The organism is Halorubrum californiense DSM 19288 (genome assembly GCF_000336875.1).
GTDB lineage: Archaea > Halobacteriota > Halobacteria > Halobacteriales > Haloferacaceae > Halorubrum > Halorubrum californiense.
In genome coordinates, this window is sequence record NZ_AOJK01000059.1 from 48,923 (window position 1) to 68,694 (window position 19,772).

The 19,772-nt window shown below is 69.4% G+C and carries 18 protein-coding genes and 1 pseudogene; 12 read left to right on the forward strand and 7 right to left on the reverse strand.

What is annotated here, in order from left to right:
• Positions 1-50: 50 nt before the first annotated feature.
• A complete protein-coding gene (locus C463_RS11495) occupies positions 51-1,037 on the reverse strand; it encodes a hypothetical protein (protein ID WP_008443918.1) in 987 nt (328 codons plus the stop codon).
• A gap of 64 nt (positions 1,038-1,101) precedes the next feature.
• The gene (locus C463_RS11500) at positions 1,102-3,522 is read right to left on the reverse strand and encodes a heavy metal translocating P-type ATPase (protein ID WP_049905852.1); all 2,421 of its coding nucleotides are present in this window, start codon (positions 3,520-3,522) and stop codon (positions 1,102-1,104) included.
• A gap of 139 nt (positions 3,523-3,661) precedes the next feature.
• Here C463_RS11500 and C463_RS11505 point away from each other — a divergent pair, with 139 nt between their 5' ends.
• The gene (locus C463_RS11505; RefSeq protein ID WP_008443920.1) at positions 3,662-4,024 is read left to right on the forward strand and encodes a DUF5518 domain-containing protein; all 363 of its coding nucleotides are present in this window, start codon (positions 3,662-3,664) and stop codon (positions 4,022-4,024) included.
• Positions 4,025-4,301: 277 nt separating this feature from the next.
• Here C463_RS11505 and C463_RS11510 read toward each other — a convergent pair whose 3' ends face one another.
• Both C463_RS11510 and C463_RS11515 read right to left on the reverse strand, forming a co-directional pair.
• Positions 4,302-4,775 carry a redoxin domain-containing protein gene (locus C463_RS11510; RefSeq protein ID WP_008443921.1) on the reverse strand — a complete coding sequence of 158 codons (474 nt, stop codon included), beginning with the start codon at positions 4,773-4,775 and terminating at the stop codon, positions 4,302-4,304.
• A 142-nt stretch (positions 4,776-4,917) separates the two neighbouring features.
• Positions 4,918-5,421, reverse strand: a complete 504-nt coding sequence (locus tag C463_RS11515; RefSeq protein ID WP_008443922.1) for a DUF367 family protein — start codon at positions 5,419-5,421, stop codon at positions 4,918-4,920.
• Positions 5,422-5,865: 444 nt separating this feature from the next.
• Here C463_RS11515 and C463_RS11520 point away from each other — a divergent pair, with 444 nt between their 5' ends.
• The 3 genes from C463_RS11520 to C463_RS11530 all read left to right on the forward strand — a co-directional run bounded on the left by C463_RS11520 (position 5,866) and on the right by C463_RS11530 (position 9,485).
• Positions 5,866-6,621 (forward strand): coenzyme F420-0:L-glutamate ligase, encoded by a 756-nt coding sequence (locus C463_RS11520; RefSeq protein WP_008443923.1) that lies wholly within the window; start codon positions 5,866-5,868, stop codon positions 6,619-6,621.
• Between the two features lie 2 nt (positions 6,622-6,623).
• Positions 6,624-7,607, forward strand: coding sequence for a 5,10-methylenetetrahydromethanopterin reductase (locus C463_RS11525; RefSeq protein ID WP_008443924.1), 984 nt, complete (start codon positions 6,624-6,626; stop codon positions 7,605-7,607).
• 192 nt (positions 7,608-7,799) lie between these two features.
• Positions 7,800-9,485, forward strand: coding sequence for a methyl-accepting chemotaxis protein (locus tag C463_RS11530; RefSeq protein WP_008443925.1), 1,686 nt, complete (start codon positions 7,800-7,802; stop codon positions 9,483-9,485).
• A 35-nt stretch (positions 9,486-9,520) separates the two neighbouring features.
• Here C463_RS11530 and C463_RS11535 read toward each other — a convergent pair whose 3' ends face one another.
• The gene (locus C463_RS11535) at positions 9,521-9,760 is read right to left on the reverse strand and encodes a hypothetical protein (protein WP_008443926.1); all 240 of its coding nucleotides are present in this window, start codon (positions 9,758-9,760) and stop codon (positions 9,521-9,523) included.
• An 87-nt stretch (positions 9,761-9,847) separates the two neighbouring features.
• Entirely contained in the window at positions 9,848-10,294 is a 447-nt protein-coding gene (locus C463_RS11540) for a DoxX family protein (protein ID WP_008443927.1), read from the reverse strand.
• A 141-nt stretch (positions 10,295-10,435) separates the two neighbouring features.
• On the opposite strand from C463_RS11540, the gene C463_RS11545 reads away from it, so the two are divergent.
• The 8 genes from C463_RS11545 (at position 10,436) to C463_RS11575 (ending at position 18,430) form a co-directional block, all read left to right on the forward strand.
• Positions 10,436-12,337, forward strand: coding sequence for a site-2 protease family protein (locus C463_RS11545; RefSeq protein WP_008443928.1), 1,902 nt, complete (start codon positions 10,436-10,438; stop codon positions 12,335-12,337).
• A 716-nt stretch (positions 12,338-13,053) separates the two neighbouring features.
• Positions 13,054-13,470, forward strand: a complete 417-nt coding sequence (locus C463_RS18680; RefSeq protein WP_137695726.1) for a hypothetical protein — start codon at positions 13,054-13,056, stop codon at positions 13,468-13,470.
• A gap of 122 nt (positions 13,471-13,592) precedes the next feature.
• A complete protein-coding gene (locus tag C463_RS11550; RefSeq protein ID WP_008443929.1) occupies positions 13,593-14,837 on the forward strand; it encodes an ornithine cyclodeaminase in 1,245 nt (414 codons plus the stop codon).
• Complete coding sequence (locus C463_RS11555) at positions 14,834-15,361, forward strand: GNAT family N-acetyltransferase (protein WP_008443930.1); 528 nt, start codon at positions 14,834-14,836, stop codon at positions 15,359-15,361. The genes C463_RS11550 and C463_RS11555 overlap by 4 nt, the downstream gene beginning before the upstream one ends.
• 84 nt (positions 15,362-15,445) lie before the next feature.
• The gene (locus C463_RS11560; protein WP_008443931.1) at positions 15,446-16,435 is read left to right on the forward strand and encodes a Gfo/Idh/MocA family protein; all 990 of its coding nucleotides are present in this window, start codon (positions 15,446-15,448) and stop codon (positions 16,433-16,435) included.
• Positions 16,436-16,530: 95 nt separating this feature from the next.
• Positions 16,531-16,956: a universal stress protein gene (locus C463_RS11565; RefSeq protein WP_008443932.1), complete on the forward strand. Its 426-nt coding sequence runs from the start codon at positions 16,531-16,533 to the stop codon at positions 16,954-16,956.
• Positions 16,957-17,026: 70 nt separating this feature from the next.
• A complete protein-coding gene (locus C463_RS11570; protein WP_008443933.1) occupies positions 17,027-17,899 on the forward strand; it encodes a sulfurtransferase in 873 nt (290 codons plus the stop codon).
• A 99-nt stretch (positions 17,900-17,998) separates the two neighbouring features.
• Entirely contained in the window at positions 17,999-18,430 is a 432-nt protein-coding gene (locus C463_RS11575) for a universal stress protein (protein WP_008443935.1), read from the forward strand.
• Positions 18,431-18,439: 9 nt separating this feature from the next.
• Here C463_RS11575 and C463_RS11580 read toward each other — a convergent pair.
• Positions 18,440-19,645, reverse strand: a pseudogene (locus tag C463_RS11580) (anion permease).
• Positions 19,646-19,772: the final 127 nt, after the last annotated feature.

Below are 19,772 nucleotides of genomic sequence, written 5' to 3' on the forward strand. Positions count from 1 at the left end.
GGGTGTCACAACCGGTGTCGAAGCCGGGGTGTCGGCCGAACTCCCCCGACTCACAGCCGCGCGGCGAGCGCCAGGAACAGCAGCGAGAACGGAGCCGTGAGCAGCGCCAGCGCGACCCCGCCGGCCCCTTCGCCGGCCGCGACGGCCATCAGGAGGCCGACGACCAGTGAGAACGACCCCAGTACCGCGAGGGTGAGTCGCTCCGGGACGCTCGCTCGGTCCGGGCCGTCGCTCTCCGCGAGCACCGCGTCGAGCGCCGACTCGACGTCGGCGGCGCGCTCGACCGGAACGAACAGCCACGGCGTGGACCGGAACCACGCGTTCCCCCGGTACGCGAGCAGGAACAGCGTCGTCCACCGGAGGTCGACTCGCCGCGTCCGGACCACGGCCCCGAGGTCGTCGCTCCGGGTCCGGTCGTGACCCGGATACGTCCGCTCGACGACCCGTTCGGCCGGGTCGAGTCGGACGACCATGCCGTTCGACTGGACGACCGCCGGCACGAACCAGACGAGCCAGAACAGCGGCCAGAGGGCGGACAGGAAGTCGAACGGGAGCGCCAGCGCCGCGGCGACGACGGCCCCGAATCCGGCGAGCGTCCAGCCCGGGGTGAGCGCGCCCGCGGCCTCGCGGAGGCGGGAGACGGTCAACTCGCCGACCGAGGTCTCGCGGTACCAGACGTACAGGGAGGGAAGGGTGGCGACCGCGAGCGCGAACAGGAACCCGACGGCGGCCTCCGCGAGGTCGACGCTCGGCAGTGCGAGTTCACCGGCGGCGGCGCCCGTGAGTACGGCGACTCCGACGGTGCCGATCGAGACGAGGACCGCGCCGACGATCCCGACCGTCGCCCCGGCCGCGAGCGAGCGGAGGCGGTCGTGACGGACGGGCCCCCATTCGATCGAGTCGCGTTCGGCAGTCGCCCCGGGGTCGCGCGACTCGGCACCGTCGTCGGGTTCGCCGCGGTCGTCGTTCGAGAGGACGCGGTCGACGGAATCGACGGTGTCCGCGGTGGAGGCCGCGGGTCCGCTGTCGGAGGGCATACGGCCCGATTTATCGTCGATTCAATAAAAGCGTGCGGCCGATGAGCTTCGGTGGCCCGAACGACTACGCGCTCGACTCGTCGGGTTCCGCGTCCGCGGTCGGCGGCTCCGCCGGTTCGACGTTGCCGAGGCGGAGCGCGTTGCCGGTGACGCCGAGACTCATGCCCATGTCGCCGACGACCACGGCCATCGCGACGCTCACGTAGCCGAGCGGGGCGCCGGCGGCGAGCAGCGCCTTCACGGCGAGGGAGGCGCCGATATTGGTACGGATCGTCTCGCTCGCGCGGGAGGCGAGGTCGACGACGTACGGGAGCCGCGAGAGGTCGTCGGCCATCAGTGCCACGTCGGCGGTCTCGATGGCGGTGTCGGTGCCGGCTGCGCCCATCGCGATCCCGACGTCCGCGGCCGCCAGCGCCGGCGCGTCGTTGATCCCGTCGCCGACCATCGCGACGCCCCCCTCAGTCTCGGCCGCGAGTTCGCGCACGGCCGCGACCTTCTCGTCCGGGAGCAGTTCCGCGCGGACCTCGTCGACGCCGACGCGCTCGCCGATCGCCCGCGCGGTCCGCTCGTTGTCCCCGGTGAGCATTGCGACGCGGTCGATCCTGAGTTCGTGGAGCCGGTCGACGACCCACGCGGCCTCCGGACGGACGGTGTCCGCGACCGCGACGACGCCCTCCAGTTCCGTCTCGGTACCCACGAGGACGACCGTCTTCCCCTCGGCCTGAAGCCGCGGGATCGTCTCGCTCGCCAGGTCGAGGTACCGTCCGTGGTCGCAGGATTCGGGCTCCGCGACGGCGTCCGATTCGGTTCCGTTCCCTCCGTCTGCGTCGCCCTCCGCGCCGTCGCGCTCGCGGACCACGCCGCCGTCCGAGCGGACGTGCGCGTGGCTCAGGTCGAACCCGAGGTCCGCGAACAGCGAGGGTTTGCCGGCGTAGTGGGTCTCGCCGTCGAGGTCGGCGCGGACGCCCTCGCCGGTCAGCGCCTCGAAGTTCGTGACCTCGACGTCGTCGGCCGCGTTCTCGTCGTCTGGTTCGGGACCGGCCTCTTCGCCGCGCGCGACGATCGCCGCCGCGACCGGGTGTTCGCTCCGGCGCTCGATGGCGGTCGCGCACGCGAGCACGTCGGCGGCCTCGCGATCGCCGAGCGGGACCACGTCGGTCACCGACAGTTCGCCGCGCGTGAGCGTCCCGGTCTTGTCGAGCGCGACGGCGTCGACGTCGCCGGCGGCCTCCAAGTGTTCGCCGCCCTTGATCAGGACGCCGTTCCGGGCGGCCGCGGTCACGCCGGAGACGACGCTGACGGGCGTGGAGATGACGAACGCGCACGGGCACGCGACGACGAGGAGCGTGAGCCCGCGGACGAACCACGTCTCCGCGCCGCCGCCCACGAGGACCGGGCCCAGCGCGGCGGTGGCGACCGCGCCGACCACGACGATCGGGGTGTAGACGCTCGCGAAGCGGTCGACGAATCGCTCGGCGCGCGTCTCCTCGCCGTTGGCCGCCTCGACGAGTTCGACGACCCGCGCGATGGTCGACTCCGACGCGGGCGCGGTCGCCTCGATTTCGAGGTAGCCGGCCTCGTTGATCGAGCCGGCGTACACCTCGTCGCCGGGCTCCTTCTCGGCCGGGACCGACTCGCCGGTGATCGGCGACTCGTCCACCGCGCCGGAGCCCTCGCGAACGACTCCGTCGAGCGGCACGCGCTCCCCCGGACGCACCGCGAGCCGCTCGCCCGTCGCGACGCTGTCGGCGGGCACCGTCTCCTCGTCGCCGTCGCGGATGACGACCGCCTCGTCGGGCGACAGCTCCATCAGCTCGCGCAGCGAGGTGCGCGCCCGGTCGATGGAGTAGCGTTCGAGCAGCTCCGCGACCGAGAACAACACCGCGAGCGTCGCCGCCTCGAACGGCAGGTCGACGAGCAGCGCGGCGAGGACGCCGACGCTCATCAGCAGGTCGATGTCGAGGCTCAGCCCCCGGAGCGAGTAGAAGCCGTTCCGCAGGATCGGCGGGCCGGCGACCGCGACGGCGAGCAGGTACGCGACCGACGCGCCGGTGACGGCCCACGGGCCGAGGAAGCCGACGCCGCCGAGCGTGGCGAACGTCGGGTCGAGTCCCGGGAGCAGCCACTCCAAGACGAGCCCGACCGCGAGGAAGGCGCCGCCGACCGCGGTGGCGACCGCCCGGGGGCTCGTGAACAGGTCGTCGGCGACGCCGTCGGACTCCGCGTCCGCGACCGCGTACCCCGCGCCCTCGACGGCGGCCGTCAGCGCCTCGACGTCGGTCCGGTCGGAGTCGTACGTGAGGACGACGACCCCCGTGGTCGGGCGCGTGTCGACCGAGAGGACGCCCTCGCGGTCGAGCGCGCCCTCGACTTTCCCCGCGCACGACGAGCAGTCCATGTCCGGCACCGCGAGGCGGAGTTCCACGCCGTCGGGAGAGCTATCGGTTCCCCTGCCGGAACCGTCGGATCCGCGTGAATCGCTCATTGGCTCATCGTAGCGGTCCCATCGTTATTAATTCGGCTACCATTTTTGGCCCCTAATTTATCAACTGTTGTTAAAATATTTTAAGTATCTACTAACTGAGGCGACGAAGTATTTATCCGCAGGTGGGCTACCTCGGCGCATGACAGATTGGCGCGCCGTCGGCTACGGCTTCGTCGTGATGCTGATCGCCGGGCTACTGGCGACGTTCGTCCCGGTCGTGGGCCACGTTGGCGCGGGGCTCATCGGCGGGTTCGTCGCCGGCTACGTCGCCGGCGGCGGCCTGCTCTCCGGCTTCTGGCACGGGCTACTGGCGGGCTCCGTGAGCGGCGTCGTGGTCACGGTCCTGCTCGCCGCCTTCGGCGGCCTCGTCGGACTGGTCGGCGGCCCGTTCGGGAGCATCCTCGGCGGCGCGGGCGTCCTCGTCGTCGGGCTGTTCCTGACGCTCCTGTTCGCGATCGACTCGGCGCTGGCTGGCGCCATCGGCGGCGTTCTGGGGGACTGATCAGCGTTCGCCCGCAGTCGGCGCGTGTCTGCGAGCGGCCGCCTCCGGCAACACCGCAGCGAAGGCACGTAGTGACTGAGCGAGGAGCGTGGTTCGAGACGCCTTTGGCGTCTCGTCATCACGAAAGGCGCGCAGCGCCTTTCGAACGACAGCGAGCGTACGGTCTCCTCGCGACTGGGGCTTCGGTAGTGTTCGTGTCGATCGGCGGCGTACCCGTGACGAACGAAAAGCGTGGACCGAATCGCAGCGAACCGTTCGTCTCCCGACTGGTCTCTTCTTAAGCGCTCTCGACGGCGTCGAGGACCGCCTCGTAGTCCGGCTCGTTCGTCGGATCCTCGGCGACCCAGTCGAAGACGACCTCGCCGTCGTCGTCGATCACGAACACGGCGCGGTTCGCGATGCCGTGGAGACCGAGGTCCGCGATGTCCATCTCCAAGCCGTACGCCCGGATCGCGTCGCCGGCCATGTCGCTCACGAGGTCGAACTCGATCCCGTGTTCATCGCGGAACGCGCCCTGCGAGAACGGCGAGTCGGCGCTGACACCGAAGATGGTCGCGCCCGCGTCCTCGAACGCGTCGGCGCGCTCTTGGAACGCGATCATCTCGTTCGTACACGGCGGCGTGAACGCGCCGGGGAAGAACGCGAGCACGACCGGCCCGTCGCCGACGTGGTCGTCGAGGTCGAACGGCTCGTGGTCGCTCGTGCCGACCGTCGCGGTGAACGTGGGTGCGTCGTCGCCTGTGGATACCATCGGCTCACGGTACGGCCGATTCACGCAAAAGACTTGTCGCGACTCCGTTCGGTGCCGGTTTCGGTCCGGGTCAGGATCGGGCCGCCCCGGGTCGTCACGGGCCGCCCTGTGTCGCCTCGGGCCACCCCGGACCACCTCGCGGCTAGTCGCGGTCGAGGTACTCCTGTTGAATCGCGACGATTTCCGCGGAGTCCTCGCAGTCGGCGTACCGCCGGAGCGGCTCCGCGTTGAGTTCGAGGAACGTCTCGCCCCACGTGAACTTCGACAGCGCGCGCTCCGCGTGGTCGCGCTCGCCGAGGATGATCAGCGCGGCGGCGAACGCCTCGACCGTCGTGAGCCGCATCGGGCGCCCGAAGTTCACGGGGTTGGCGGCGACGAGGTACGGGAGCGCGCGGTGTTCGCCCGGGAGCGAGAACATCTTCTCGCCCGCCGACTCCCACGAGCAGTCGAGCGCGACCAGGGCGTTCTCGCGGGCGAGGTCGGCGTCCGCCGGCGAGAGCGCCCGCTCCGCGTGGGGGTTGAGGACGACCCCGTACGGCGTTGCCCGGTCCGAGCGGTGGAGCTCGGCGAGGTCGAAGCGCGCGAGCTTCCGGGCCGTACACTTGTCGGGGTCGTCGTCGCCCTCGTACCGGACGTGGAGGTCCACGCTACGAGGTTGTCCGAGCCGGGTATAAGCTGTGCGGACGGAACCGCGAAAAAATGGTGGGCCGTCGGCCGCGCTCGCTCACGGGGCGCGGGTCTGCGTCACTATCGGATCAGGTTCGTCCTCCTCGGACGGAACACGCGTCTGCGTCTCGATCGGAGCCGATTCGCCTTCGGTTGTCGGTTCGTTCATCGCGTGTCTCAATATTTACTCGTCGCGTAAAAAATTTTGGCTGAAATACCTATTACTCTCTCTTTGGACTTGTATTCACATGGTTTTTTGGCATTTATATCAGCGAATGTTTTAGAAAATGATCTTTTTGTGCCTGATTGAACGTACTACTTGTTCGGCAGTCCGCCGCGAACCGGACTCCGGCGCTTCGTCCCGATACCGTCAAACCGGCCCGGTACCGGCGGGGTTTTTCCTCGTCGCCGCGCAGGGGATAGCATGGAGCTGTTCGCGGTCCCGGACCTCCCGGAGATCAGGGAGGGAGACGACCTCGCCGGCATGATCGACGAGCGCGTCGACCTCCGCGCGGACGACGTGATCGTCGTCGCGAGTACGGTCGTCTCGAAGGCGGAGGGGCGCGTCTTCGACCTCGACGACTTCCCGGCGAGCGAGCGCGCGGAGGCGGTCGCCGACCGGCTCGCGGAGATCGCGGGCGAAGAGAAGGACCCGCGCTTCGCGCAGGCCGTCATCGAGGAGTCGACGGAGCTCCTGATGGAGGCGCCGTTCCTACTCACCGCGACGCGCTTCGGACACATCGGCGTGAACGCCGGCATCGACCGCTCGAACGTCCCCGACGGCGACCTGCTGCTGCTCCCGGAGCGCCCCTCCGAGAGCGCCGAACGGATCCGCGACGGCGTCGCGGCCGACCGCGTCGTCGTCAGCGACACCTGCGGGCGCCCGTTCCGCCACGGCCAGCGCGGGGTCGCGATCGGCTGGGCCGGGATGCCCGCCAGCCGCGACTGGCGCGGCGAGCGCGACCGCGACGGCCGCGAGATGGGCGTCACCGTCCAGAACGTGATCGACGAGCTCGCCGCCGCCGCCAACCTCGTCGCCGGCGAGGGCGACGGGGGCACCCCGGTCGTCGTCGTCCGCGACTGGGCGTTCGGCGACCACGACGGCTCGGACAACCACTTCCGCGAGGTCGAGGGCGACTTCGTCCGGCAGGCCCTGCGGGAGTGGACCTTTCAGGAGTAACCATGCTCGGAATCGAACTCACCCCCGAACACGAGTTGTCCCGCCTCGTCGACCTCGGCGTCCGCGCCGAGGACGCCGGCTACGACGCCGTCTACTCGACGTGTCACTACAACAACCGCGACCCGTGGGCGTTCCTCTCGCGGCTCGCGACCGCCACCGATTCGGTCCGGCTCGGCCCGGGAGTCGCCAACCCCTACGAGACCCACCCGGTGACGCTCGCCTCGAAGGTCGCCACGCTCGACGAGCTGTCTGGGGGCCGCGCCGTCTTCGGACTCGGCCCGGGCGACCCCTCGACGCTGGCGAATCTCGGGCTCGAAGACGAGCGCGGGCTCCGCCCCGTGCTGGAGGCGTTCAAGACCGCCCAGAAGCTGTGGGCCGGCGAGCGCGTCGACCACGAGGGCGCCTTCGACGCGACGGACGCGGGGCTCAACTACGAGCCCCCACAGGGCGCGTCGATCCCGGTCCACGTCGGCGGCGAGGGACCGCACATGTGCCGGATGGCCGCGAAGCACGCGGACGGCCTCCTGTACAACGGCTCGCATCCGAAGGACCTCGCGTGGGCCCGCGAACAGGTCGACGACGGCCTCGGCGACAGGCCCGATCACCGCGGCGAGTTCGACCTCATCGCGTACGCCGCGGTGTCGGTCGCCGAGGACGAGGCCGCCGCCCGCGAGGCCGCCCGCCCGCCGGTCGCGTTCATCGCCGCCGGCGCGGCGCCGCCCGTCCTGAAGCGCCACGGGATCGACCCGGACGCGGCGGCGGAAATCGGCGAGCGCGTCTCGGCCGGCGAGTTCTCCGCCGCCTTCGAGCGCGTGACCCCGAAGATGATCGACGCGTTCTGTATGGCGGGCACCCCCGAGACCGTCCACGAGCGCGCCGCCGCCGTCGCCGACCACGCCGACGGCCTCGTCGTCGGGTCGCCGCTCGGCCCGGACCTTGAGACCGCCGTCGACCTCGCGGCCGAGGCGGTCGGCGGCGCCTTCTGAGACGCGCCCGGCGGCGCCGCCTCGACCATTCGGGCGTCGGAGCGGATTTTCACGCTCCGGGAACCGAGAATCGATCGTGATAGCGGCGACCGGGGTTTCATAACCCGCTCCGGTCGAGAGCCGAACATGTCCACGACACGACATCGCCGCCCGGGGATTCGCGGGCGGTACGAGGCTCTCCTGTGGCAGACGATGGACGCGCTCGGCGTCACGGAGTCGATAGAGCGCAAGGTCGTCGCGGCGGTCGGCATCCAGTTCCTCGTCACCGTCGGCATCTTCCTCACGCAGTTCGTCCTCTCCGGGACCGCCGCGTACGTCGTCTCCGGCGCCCTGTTCCTCGGCGCGGTCGTCGCCATCTACAACACGCTGCTCATCGTCCGACACGACTTCGTCGCCCCGATCCGGGCCTTGGAGCGTGAGGCGGAGGCGATCGCGGCGGGGGAGATCGAGCGAACGAGCGACGTCGACGCCGCCGGTCCGTCGGACGGCGACGCCGCGGACGCGCTCGACCCGACACAGCCCGACGAGGTGGGCAGCCTCGTCGGCGCGTTCGGCGAGGTCCGCGGCTACCTCACCACCGTCTCGGCGCAGGCGGAGGCGCTCGCGGCACAGGAGTTCGACGACCCGGCGCTCGACGAGGACGTCCCCGGCTCCTTCGGCCAGTCCCTCGACGAGATGGCCGAGAACCTCGCCGCCTACACCGCCGAGCTGGAGGCGCTCGTCGACGCCTTCGGCGACGCCGCGGAGCGCGCGCAGGACGGCGACCTGACCGCGACCATCGACGCGGAGGCGCTGGCGACCGACGAGGAGCGGTACGCCGAACTCGTCGACAACTACAACCGACTCGTCGCGACCCTCGGGGAGACGCTCGGCGACGTCGGCGCGTTCACCGCGGACGTGGCCGGCACCGCGGACGACGTGCGCGCGAGCATGGACGAGGTCGACGACGCGAGCGGCGAGGTCGCCCGCTCGGTCCAAGAGATATCCGACGGCGCGGCCGAACAGACCGACGAGCTGGAGGCGATCGCCGGCGAGATGAACACGCTGTCCGCGACGGTCGAAGAGATCGCGGCGAGCGCCGACGACGCCGCCGAGACCGCTCGCGACGCGGCCGAACGCGGTCGATCCGGCCGTGAGGAGGCGGCCGAGGCGATCGCGGAGCTGGAGACGCTCGAAACCCGGATCGGCGAGACGGCGGACGCGGTCACCGACCTCGCGGAGCGGGTGGGCGAGATCGACGAGATCGCGGCCGTGATCGACGAGATCGCCGAAGAGACCAACCTGCTCGCCCTGAACGCCTCCATCGAGGCGGCGCGCGCCGACGGCTCCGGCGACGGGTTCGCGGTCGTCGCGGACGAGGTGAAGTCGCTCGCGGAGGAGACCCGCGAGTCGGCTGCGGAGATCTCCGGCCGCATCGAGGCGGTCCAGGAGGCGTCGGCGGAGACCGCGGCCGACGCGGAGCAGATGGAGACGCAGGTCGCGGAGGGCGTCGGGACCATCGAGTCGACGCTGCGGGAGTTCGAGGGGGTCGTCGAGGACGTGACGACGGTCGACGAGACCGTTCAAGAGATCAGCGACGCGACCGACGACCAGGCGCGCACGACGCAGGAGGTCGTCGACATGGTCGACGGTGTCGCGTCCGTGAGCGGACAGACCGCGACTGAGGCCGAGACCGTCGCGGCGGCGGCCGAGGAGCAGACCGCGACCGTCTCCGAGGTGACGGGGCAGGTCCACACCCTCTCGGACCAGTCCGACGAGCTACTGGCGCGGCTGAACGAGTTCGAAGTGCCGGAAGGTGACGGCGGGAGCGCGAACGCGGTCGGGGGTCTGGAGAGCGGGCTCGGTGCGCGGTCGGCGACCGGCGCAGACGACGATTGAGCGGCTCGCCGACCGATCCGTCCGGGTCTCGTCGTCTATTCGGAACGGCCGCGGCCGCCGAGCGCCGGGAGGTTGACGCCGATTTCGTTGAGCAGCGCGCCGACCGCCGCGTAGCCCAACACGGCCACGGCACCGACGAGCAGCACCTGTCCGGTGACGACGAGTAGCGCCGACAGCGGGTCGCCCGCGCCGAGTATCAGGTCGTTCAGGAAGATGTCGACGAACCGGCCGACGTCGCCGACCAGCCGCGAGACGAAGTCGATGAGTGCGATCATGGGCCACGGTTGGGCCGGGGGGTACTTGGGTGTTGAGTTCGCGGCGGCGATTCGCCTCGTCCGGTCGCGTCACGAACGGCGCGAGGGCTACGTTTCCGCTGTCGCCGGCTCCGGCGACGAAGCCGCCTCGTCGTCAGCGCGCGCGTACCGCAGCGCCCAGCCGATCAGGACGCCCTGAAACGGCAGCCGGATCAGCGCCGCGAGCCGCGCCGGGCCGACGAGCCGGTCCGGGACGAGGTCGTTCAGCGTGTCGCTCCGGGCGAGATGGACGTTCGCCGGGAACACCGCGACGAGGAGGGCGGCGATCCCCCACGCGGACGGGCGTCGCGTCCGGGGTATCGCGACCCCGATCCCGAGGAGGATCTCGGCGATCCCCGAGAGGTACACGAGCGCGACCGGCCGGGGGAACGAGGGCGGGATCGCCTCGGCGAACCGTTCCGGGATCAGGAAGTGGGCGATGCCGGCGACGACGTACGTCGCACCCATCACCGGGGCGAGCGAGCGGCCGGACTCCGTGTCGTCTGCGTCGGTCATACCTCGCCACACGAGCGGGAGGCGTATCAGTCCTCGGCGGCGCGGGGCTCGCGGCGGACCGACCGACTCGCGCGGCGCGTCGGGACCCGAGAGTTCCGGGAACCGAACCCCTTACGAACGGCCGAGCCCAACGTCGTCGTAATGAACACGTTGTTCTGGGTACTCACCGGGATCCTCGCGTACGCCGCGGTCGCGATGTGGCTGCGGAACGAGGGGGTCCTCCCGGACGCGTTCAGGGTCTCCGGACCGGTGTTGACCCTCCGGACGCTCCGCGGGCGCGCCTTCCTCGGCCGGCTCGCGGCGCCGAAGCGGTTCTGGCGCGCGGTCGCCAACCTCGGGCTCGGGGGGGCGTTGGTGGCGATGGTGGCGTCGTTCGCGCTGATCCTCTCGTCGGCGATGTCGGCGTTCACGAACGCGCAGCCCTCCGCGATCCAGCAGCCGCAGAACTTCCTCATCATCCCCGGCGTCAACGATTTCCTCCCGCTGTCGGTCGCCCCCGAGATCATCGCCGGCCTCGCCGGCGCGATGGTGGTCCACGAGGGCGCCCACGGCCTGCTCTGCCGGGTCGAGGACATCGACATCGACTCGATGGGACTCGTCTTCTTCGCGCTGCTCCCGGTCGGCGCGTTCGTCGAACCGGACGAAGAGGCGACCCAAGAGGCCTCCCGCGGCGCCCGCGCCCGGATGTTCGCGGCCGGCGTCACCGCGAACACGGTGCTGACGATCGTCGTCTTCGCGCTCCTCTTCGGTCCCGTCGTCGGCGCCATCTCGCCGGCGGCCGGCTACGCGGTCGGCGAGGTGAACCCCGGCTCCCCGGCGGCCGCGGCCGACCTCTCGCAGGGCGACCGCGTCGTCGAGGTGGGGGGGACGCCGATCGAGACGAGCGGCGAGTTCGAGGCCGCGATCGCTGACGCCGGCGACTCCGTCGCGCTCACCGTCGACGACGGCGAGACGCGGGAGACGGTGACGGTCGACCGCGAGCTACAGGTGGTCGGCTCCGCCGGCGGCAACCCCCTCGGGGTGATGATCGAGGGGAAGCCCGTGACGATCGCGGCCGTGAACGGCGAGTCGGTCGCGACCGAGTCCGGCTTCTTCGACGCGGTCGGCGGCGACGAGCGCGCGACGCTGACGGTGACGGGCAACGCCACCGTCCTCGATCAGGTCCGCGATGCGCCCGGCGCGGAGAACGCCTCGGGCGTCGGGGCCGCGGACGGCGAGGGGGCCGTCACCGTCCCCGACGTGCCGGTCGGCGCCTACGTCGTCGGCGTTCAGGAGGACGGGCCCATCCACGACGCGGGCGCGGCCCTCGGCGAGCCGCTGACGATCGTCTCCGTGGACGGCGAGCGCGTCGTCGACAACGCTGCGCTCTCGGCCGTCCTCGGCGAGCGAGAGCCGGGCGAGACCGTCCCGGTCACCGTGTTCGACGCCGACGGCGAGCGCGACACCTACGACGTGGAGCTCGACCCGCACCCGACCCGCGGCGGCGGGTTCATCGGCGTCAGCGTCTTCCCCGGCACGAGCGGGCTCGCGCTCGACGACGTGGGCGTCACGGAGTACCCGGCGGGCGCGTACCTCACGCTGCTCGGGGGCGACGGCGGCGAGGGGACGAGCGACGGGCTCCCACTCGGGGAGATCACGGACTCGCCGCTCGGCCTCGTGTTCGTCGCGCTCATCCTCCCGCTCGGCAGCCTGTTCGGGCTCCCGTTCAACTTCGCGGGCTTCACCGGCGACCTGACCAACTTCTTCGTCGTCGAGGGGCCGCTCGCGGCGCTCGGCGGCGGCGTCTTCCTGCTCGCGAACCTCCTCTTCTGGTCGGGGTGGATCAACATCCAGCTGGCGCTGTTCAACTGCCTGCCCGCGTTCCCGCTCGACGGCGGCCGCATCCTCCGGATGGTCGCCGAGGCGGTGATCAGTCGGGTCCCGATCAGCGACCGGCACGCCGCCGTGCGGACGATCACCGTGTCGTCCGGGTTCGTGATGCTGACCGGATTGATCGCGATGATCTTCGGCAACCAGATCCTCACCGCCCTCGGACTGATCTGAGGCGGTGGCGCGTGCCGGTGAGCGCCCTTCGGGCGCGAACCGCACGCGCGAGGGAGTCGGCCGACCGCAGGGAGGCCGACGAGGTTGGGGAGGCGTGAGGCGCTGTGCGGTGCGGGCCGGGACTCAAAGGGGCAGCCGGGAGGCGGGCGCAGGCGACGCAAGCACCGCAGGAGCGAGTGAAACGAGCGACGAGGAGCGCAGCGAGCGTGCGCCCGCCTCCCGGCTGGGGCTTTGGAGGTGTCTACTGTCGGTCTGTAGTCTCCACGGAGTTCGGGATGTATCAGAATGGCTCTGCCGAAATCCTCAACTAATGATCTCCTGAAGATACTATGCTGAATACACCGAACGTATTTTGAGAGTATTCCCTATCTAATATTGGTTGAATCAACCAATTCTGTCATAACCTAGCACTATAGTCATGTGTCTGGATTGATTAACGACGTACCAGATGGATATCTGGATTTCCTCGGGCACACGTTGGCAGTATCGCTGAACGTGAGAAACGAATTAGGGAGCAACTCGAAAATCCAGATATCATATTTGCTGAGGGTGTAGAAAAGTCAACTGAACGAAAGCAAATTCTATCTATTCTTAAAATCATTCCTGTCGCTCCACTACTCGCTGCTGCTGTTATTTTCCATATATACATCTCAGTCGAAATACGCGGAATAATAAAATCGAAGGTAAGCGGTGGAGAGAGTGGGAGAGACGTTGAGATGGTTGAAGACCTAACCTCCCGCCACGATATTGAGTGGTGCGAGATTGACAATGAACCACTCGGAGAGTATATTTATTCTCGTGTAATCTTCTGGGGAATAGTTAATTGGGCATCTCTATTTGGAATTACAATTTTCATGTGGCCTTCTACACCGACTCTGTGGAACGCGATACAATACAGTGCTGTGTTGCTTTTAACAGGCTATATTCTTCTTATATCCCTGCTTGCGGTTGCTAACTATGCTCGTGAGGAAACAACGGCCGAAGTAATCGGCAGCTATAGCCGAAAATACGATCAGGCCGTCGTCGTCATAGGAGAAGCTCACCACCTTGGAGTAGGCAGAAGATTGACTGAAAAATCAGAACTCAATGTGATGAATCCGGAGCCGGTGAATCTGGACTTGGGGGTGCGATAATACTCTGGATTTTTGAGCAATACGAGCGGTTAAAACGTTAAGAAGACATAATTATGGTCGTTACTTAGGTGCTCTCACAGACCGAGGGAAACGGGTTTCCGCGGCGGGCGCGACGCCCCCGTATGACCCACTCGCGGACGGTCGAACTCGAGGGACACCTCATCGACAGCGGGACGATGCAGCGCTGCTTCGGCGCGGTGATGGACCTCGGCGGTTCCTTCGACGTCGAGCAGTTCGATGTCGGGAAACACGAGACCGAGGAGTCGTACTGCCGGCTGACCGTCTCCGCCGACGACGCCGAGACGCTGCGGGACATCCTCCACGAACTCCACCAGAACGGCGCGGTGCTGGAGAACCCCTCCGGGGTGGACCTCGTCGCAGCGCCCGCGGACAAGGTCGTGCCGCCGGACTTCTACTCGACGACGAACCACCCGACCGAGGTGCTGTACGACGGCGAATGGATCGACGTCGAGCGGATCGAGATGGACTGCGCGCTGGTGGTGGAGCCGGAGGGCAACCAAGACGGCTCTCCGCGCGCCTACACGAAGACGCTCAACGCGGTCGAAGAGGGGGACCTGATCGCCACCGACCGGTCCGGGGTCCGGGTGAACCCGCCCGAGCGTCCGCGGAGCGGCGGCAGCGCGTTCGGCTTCATGCAGGGCGGCGTCTCCGCCGAGCGCCCCTCCGAGTCGACTATCCGCGAGGTCGCCAAGGAGCTGCGCGCGGTGAAAGAGGACGGCGGGAACGTGATGGTCGTCGCGGGCCCCGCGGTGATCCACTCGGGCGCCGGCGACGCGCTCGCGGACTTGGTCGCCGCTGGCTACGTCGACGCGCTCTCCGCGGGCAACGGGTTCGCCACCCACGACTTGGAGCGCTCGCTCTACGGCACCTCGCTCGGGATGAACGTCGAGACGCTCGAACACCCGCGGAAGGGCCACAAACACCACATCTGGACCATCTCGGAAATCATCCGGGCGGGCGGAATCGAGGCCGCCGTCGAGGAGGGGATCGTCACGGAGGGCGTGATGTACGAGTGCGTCGAGAACGACGTCGACACCGTCATCGCGGGGTCGATCCGCGACGACGGCCCCCTCCCGGACACGATCACCGACGCGGTCGAGGCGCAGAACGCGATCCGCGAGCAGGCCCACGACGCCGACATCGTGATCATGCTCGCGACGCTGCTCCACTCCGTCGCCGTCGGCAACTGCCTCTCGTCGACGACGAAGACCGTCTGCGTCGACATCAACCCCGCGACGGTCACCCAACTGCTCGACCGCGGCTCGGCGCAGGCGATCGGCATGGTCACCGACATCGGGACGTTCGTCCCGACGCTCGCGGAGTTCGTGCTGGAGGGCGACGCGTGAGCGTCGAAATCCGCCCGTACGACCGTGATCGCGACGCAGACGGGCTGTACGCGCTGAAGACCGCCTTCGAGCGCGGCCTCGGCGAGCACACCGGGGGCGACGAGAAGGCGGCCGCCTACGAGGGCAAACTCACCGACGCGTACCGCGACCGCTGGCTCGACTGGGTCGACCGCTGCGTCGACGACGATCCGCGGTGCGTGACCGTCGCGGTCGAGGAGGGCGAAGAGAGGCCCATGACCGCCGACGCGGTGGTCGGCTACGTCTTCGTCCTCCCCGAGCGCATGGCGATGGTCTGGGACGCGGCGGTGTTGAACGAAATCTACGTCACCCCCGAGCATCGGGGAACAGGCCTCGCCGACGACCTGATCGACGCCGCCCTCTCGCTCGCGGCCGATCAGAGCCTCCCGCTCGACCGACTCGTCCTCGACGTCGACCCAGCGAACGAGCGCGCGAAGCAGTTTTACGACCGCCACGGCTTCGAGTCGTGGGGCGAGATGGTGGCGCGGCCGCTGGCGGAACGCTGAGACCCCGAACCGACGCCGTCCCGACTGCCGAATCCACGTTCCGACTCCCGAAGCTACAAGCGCGTCCGCCCGCTCTCGACGGCCGTGATACAGATCGGCATCGTCGGCTGCGGCGTCATCGGCAACCGACTCGCGGGCGCCATCGCGGACCACGACCGCTACGAACTGGCGGCCGCCTGCGACCTCGACGCCGACCGCGCCGCGTCGCTCGCGGCCGACCACGGCACCGACCGCACCGCGACGACGACCGACCACGCATCCCTCGTCGAGCGCGACGACCTCGACGCGGTGTACGTCGGCGTGCCGCCGCTCGCCCACCGCGAGGTCGTCGCCGACGCGCTCGCGGCCGACAAGCACGTGATCTGCGAGAAACCCATCGCGGCCGACGCGGAGACGGGTCGCGAACTCGTCGCGCTCGCCGAGGAGACCGACCGCGTCACGGCCGTGAACCTCCCCTTCCGCTACACGCCCGGGTTCGTCCGCCTGCGGGAGGCGGTCGCCGCCGGCGAGATCGGTGAGCCCCGCCGCGTCGAACTCCGCTTCAGGTTCCCGCAGTGGCCCCGCGAATGGCAGGACGTAGCGTGGCTGGAGTCGCGCGAGCAGGGCGGCCCGCTGCGCGAGGTCGGGACGCACTTCCTGTTCGGCGTTCAGGAGCTGTTCGGGCCGATCGAGACGGTCTCGGCGGACGTCGGCTACTCCGGTCCCGAGACCTACGAGGACGACGTCGTCGGAACGTTCCGAGCCGACGGCGTCCGGGGGACGATCGACTTGCTCTGCGACCACGAGGGCGACGAGGAGAACAGCATCACCGTCGTCGGCGACGAGGCGTCGCTGTCGCTGACGGAGTGGTATCGGCTCGTCCGGAATCGAGGGCGCGAGGGCGAGGAGACGCTCGTCGACGAGCGCGGCGACACCGTGCGCGCGCTCCTGACCGAGTTCGCGGGCGCGGTCGACGGCGACGGTGGCGACCTCGTCTCCTTCGCGGCGGCGACCCGCGTTCAGGAGGTCCTCGACGCGATCCACGCCTCCGAGGGCGACCGCGTTCGGCCGGGAGCGGCCGCTGGCGGACGGTAGCCCGGAGCAGCCGCCGGCGGACGGTAGCTCGGCGCGGGCCCGCGGGCCGGGAACGCCCGACAGGAATTATGTGTCTCTCGGGTCCATCTCCGCGTATGAGCTACCTCGTTGCGACCGACGGGTCGACGGAGAGCGACGAAGCCGTCCGGTACGCGGCGCGACAGGCGGTCGCGTTCTACGAGACGCTCGAGATCGCCCACGTGCTGACGCCGGACTCGGAACTCGTCGACGGGACGATCGTCCTCCCGGGCGAGGAGGCCGCCGTCGAGGCCGGACAGGGGGTGTTGGAGAGCGCTCGGAGCATCGCCGAGGAGGCGGTCGACGACGAATCGATCGACGTCGAGACCCAACTCCTCACCGGGCGTCCGGCCGACGCGCTCACCGAGTACGCGGCCGAGGAGCCGGTCGACGCGATCTACGTCGGCCACCGCGGGCTCTCGGAGGAGCGCGAGCAGGTCGTCGGCAGCGTCGCGAAGAGCGTCGTCGACAAAGCCGACGTGCCCGTGACGGTGATCCGGTAGCGTCAGAGACGCTGGCAAGGACCTCCGTTATCCGTCCTTCACAAGTGGTTGGGAGCGTAACGTGTACGTGATGCCAGAAGACGTACTCGTCACGGCGGACTGGGTCGAATCGAACCTCGACGCGTTCCAAGACGACGACTCGGACCTCCGGCTCGTCGAGATCAACAACCCGACCGTCACCGACGAGTCGGAGTACACGCCCTACGAGGAGGGCCACATCCCCGGCGCGCTCAACTTCGAGTGGGACGCGGTCTTCACCGACGAGACGGAGCGCGACATCGTCTCGAAAGAGGACTTCGCGGCCCGAAACGGCGAGGGCGGTATCGACGCCGACACGACCATCGTCGTGTACGGCGGCGGCCGCGTGCCGAACTGGTTCGCGCTGTTCGGCTACTGGATCTACAAGTACTACGGTCACGACGACATCCGCGTGATCGACGGCGGGAAGGGGTACTGGGTCGAGAACGACTACCCGCTCTCCACCGAGGAGCCCGACTTCACGCCCCGCGAGTACGCGGCCCGCGGCCCCTTCGAGTCCGTCCGCGCGTACAAGGACGACATCGACAAGGCGATCGAGGAGGGGATCCCGATGGTCGACGTCCGCTCCCCCGAGGAGTTCTCCGGTGAGGTCATCGCCCCCGAGGGGCTCAACGAGACGGCCCAGCGCGGCGGCCACATCCCCGGCGCGAGCAGCGTCCCAATCGGCACCACGCTCAACGAGGACGGGACGTTCAAGAGCGCGGACGAACTCCGCGAACTGTACAGCGACGCCGGCGTCGACGGCGACGAATCCACGATCACCTACTGCCGCGTCGGCGAGCGCTCGTCGATCGAGTGGTTCCTCCTGCACGAGCTGCTCGGCTACGACGACGTCCGCAACTACGACGGCTCGTGGACCGAGTGGGGGAACCTCGTCGGCGCGCCGATCGAGACGGGCAACTGAGCGAGCCCCGCAGTCACCCTCCCGTTGCGACCGGTCCCCCGCTTTTCGCACCCGGCCCGTGACCACCGTCGATATGTGTCCGGGGGCGGAAGGAGTCCCATGACAACAGCTCACGTCCTCGTCCCGCTCGACGGGTCACCGCTTGCCGCCGACGCGCTCGACGAGGCGCTCGAACGCTTCGACTGCCGGGTGACGGTGTTGAACGTGGTGACGCCGCTCGACGCGCCGATGAGCGAGGGCGGAATCCTCGGTGTCGACGAGGACCGCCGCGAGAGCGCCCGCGACCGGGCCGACCGGATCGTCGAACGGGCGACTACCCGGGCCGCCGAGACCGACCGCCGCGTCGAGACGGCGGTCGAGACGGGCGACCCGGCCGAGACGATTCTCGAGTACGTCGACGACCACGATGTCGATCACGTCGTCATGGGCGGCCACGGCGGCGAGCGGGGACGGGTCGCCCGACGGCTGCTCGGCACCGTGGCGACGAGCGTGGTCGGCGACGCCCCCGTGACCGTGACGGTCGTGCGCTGAGTCCGCCGGTCACCCGCCGAGCACGGCGGCGAAGGCCGCGTAGAGGCCGTACCCGATCGCGATCGAGGCCACGAGCGTGATCGCCCAAAAGAGGAGCGTGACGCCGATTTTCCGCCGCGAGACGCCCGCGGAGCCGCCGGCGAGCCCGCCGCCGATGACGCCGGAGATGATGATGTTATTAAAGGATATCGGGATCCCGAGCCCGATGGCCAGTTGCGCGATGATGAACCCGGGGACCAGCGCGGCGATCGACCGCCGTGCGCCCAGTTGCGCGTACTCGCGCGAGGTGGCCTACAGCAGCTTCGGCGCGCCCATCCACGCGCCCATGAGGATGCCCGCCGCGCCGAGCGAGAGCAGCACGATACCGGGGAGCCCGAGTTCGACCCCGTAGAGATTTTCGAGCGGTCCGGTCGCCAGCCCCACCTGACTGCCGCCGCTGGAGAAGGCGACGACGCTCCCGAGGACGAGGAGGAACGTCCGGATGCCTCCCTCGACCGACGCCTGCGTCCGTCGGCGGACGGCGAGGAACCACGCCGCGGCCGCGAGCAGGGTAACGAACACCGCCGCGGGATCGATCCCGACGACTGTCGGCGTGTCGATCTGCCGGGCGATGAACCCTGCGAGGGAACTCTGGGCCGCGTGGGGCGGCGAGGGGATGACCCCCAGTCGGACGTTGGCGACGATCCCGCCGACTATGGCGGCGAGCAGCGGGACCCCGACCGTCTCCGGGATGTCGTCGCGCCGGAGGACGGTGGCGGTGACGTACGCGAGGCCGCCGGAAACGGGCGGAACGAGCGCCCAGAACAGCCCGATGCGGCGGTAGGTGTCGATCGCGGGGTCGCCCCCGAGCGAGAGCCCGACGCCGACCATCGCTCCGGTCGTCGCGAACGCGGCCGGGACCGGGTACCCGGTGTAGACGCCGAAGGCCATGAACCCGGTCGCGGTGAGCAGCCCCGCCGTCGCGGCCAGCGAGGTTATCTGAACGCCGTTTATCAGCCCCGCCCCGACCGTCTCGGAGATCTCCCCGCCCTGCGTGAGCGCGCCGAGCGCGGCGAGGATGCCGATGAGGAAGGCGGCCCGCATCGTCGAGATAGCGTTCGCGCCGATCGCCGGCGCGAACGGCGGCGAGTTGCTGTTCGCACCGAGCGCCCACGCCGTGGCGAGGCTGGTCAGCGTCGCCAGCGCGACGGGGACCCAGAAGCCGACGCCGGCCACGGTCATCCGCCTCCGCCGCCGAGAAGTCGAGCCATATTACCCGGTTTGACGGCGGCGGCGATTAAATAACCCCCGTCGGACGGGTGTCGTCGAAAGTCCCGAGAGCTATCGGCGAACTCAACTGACC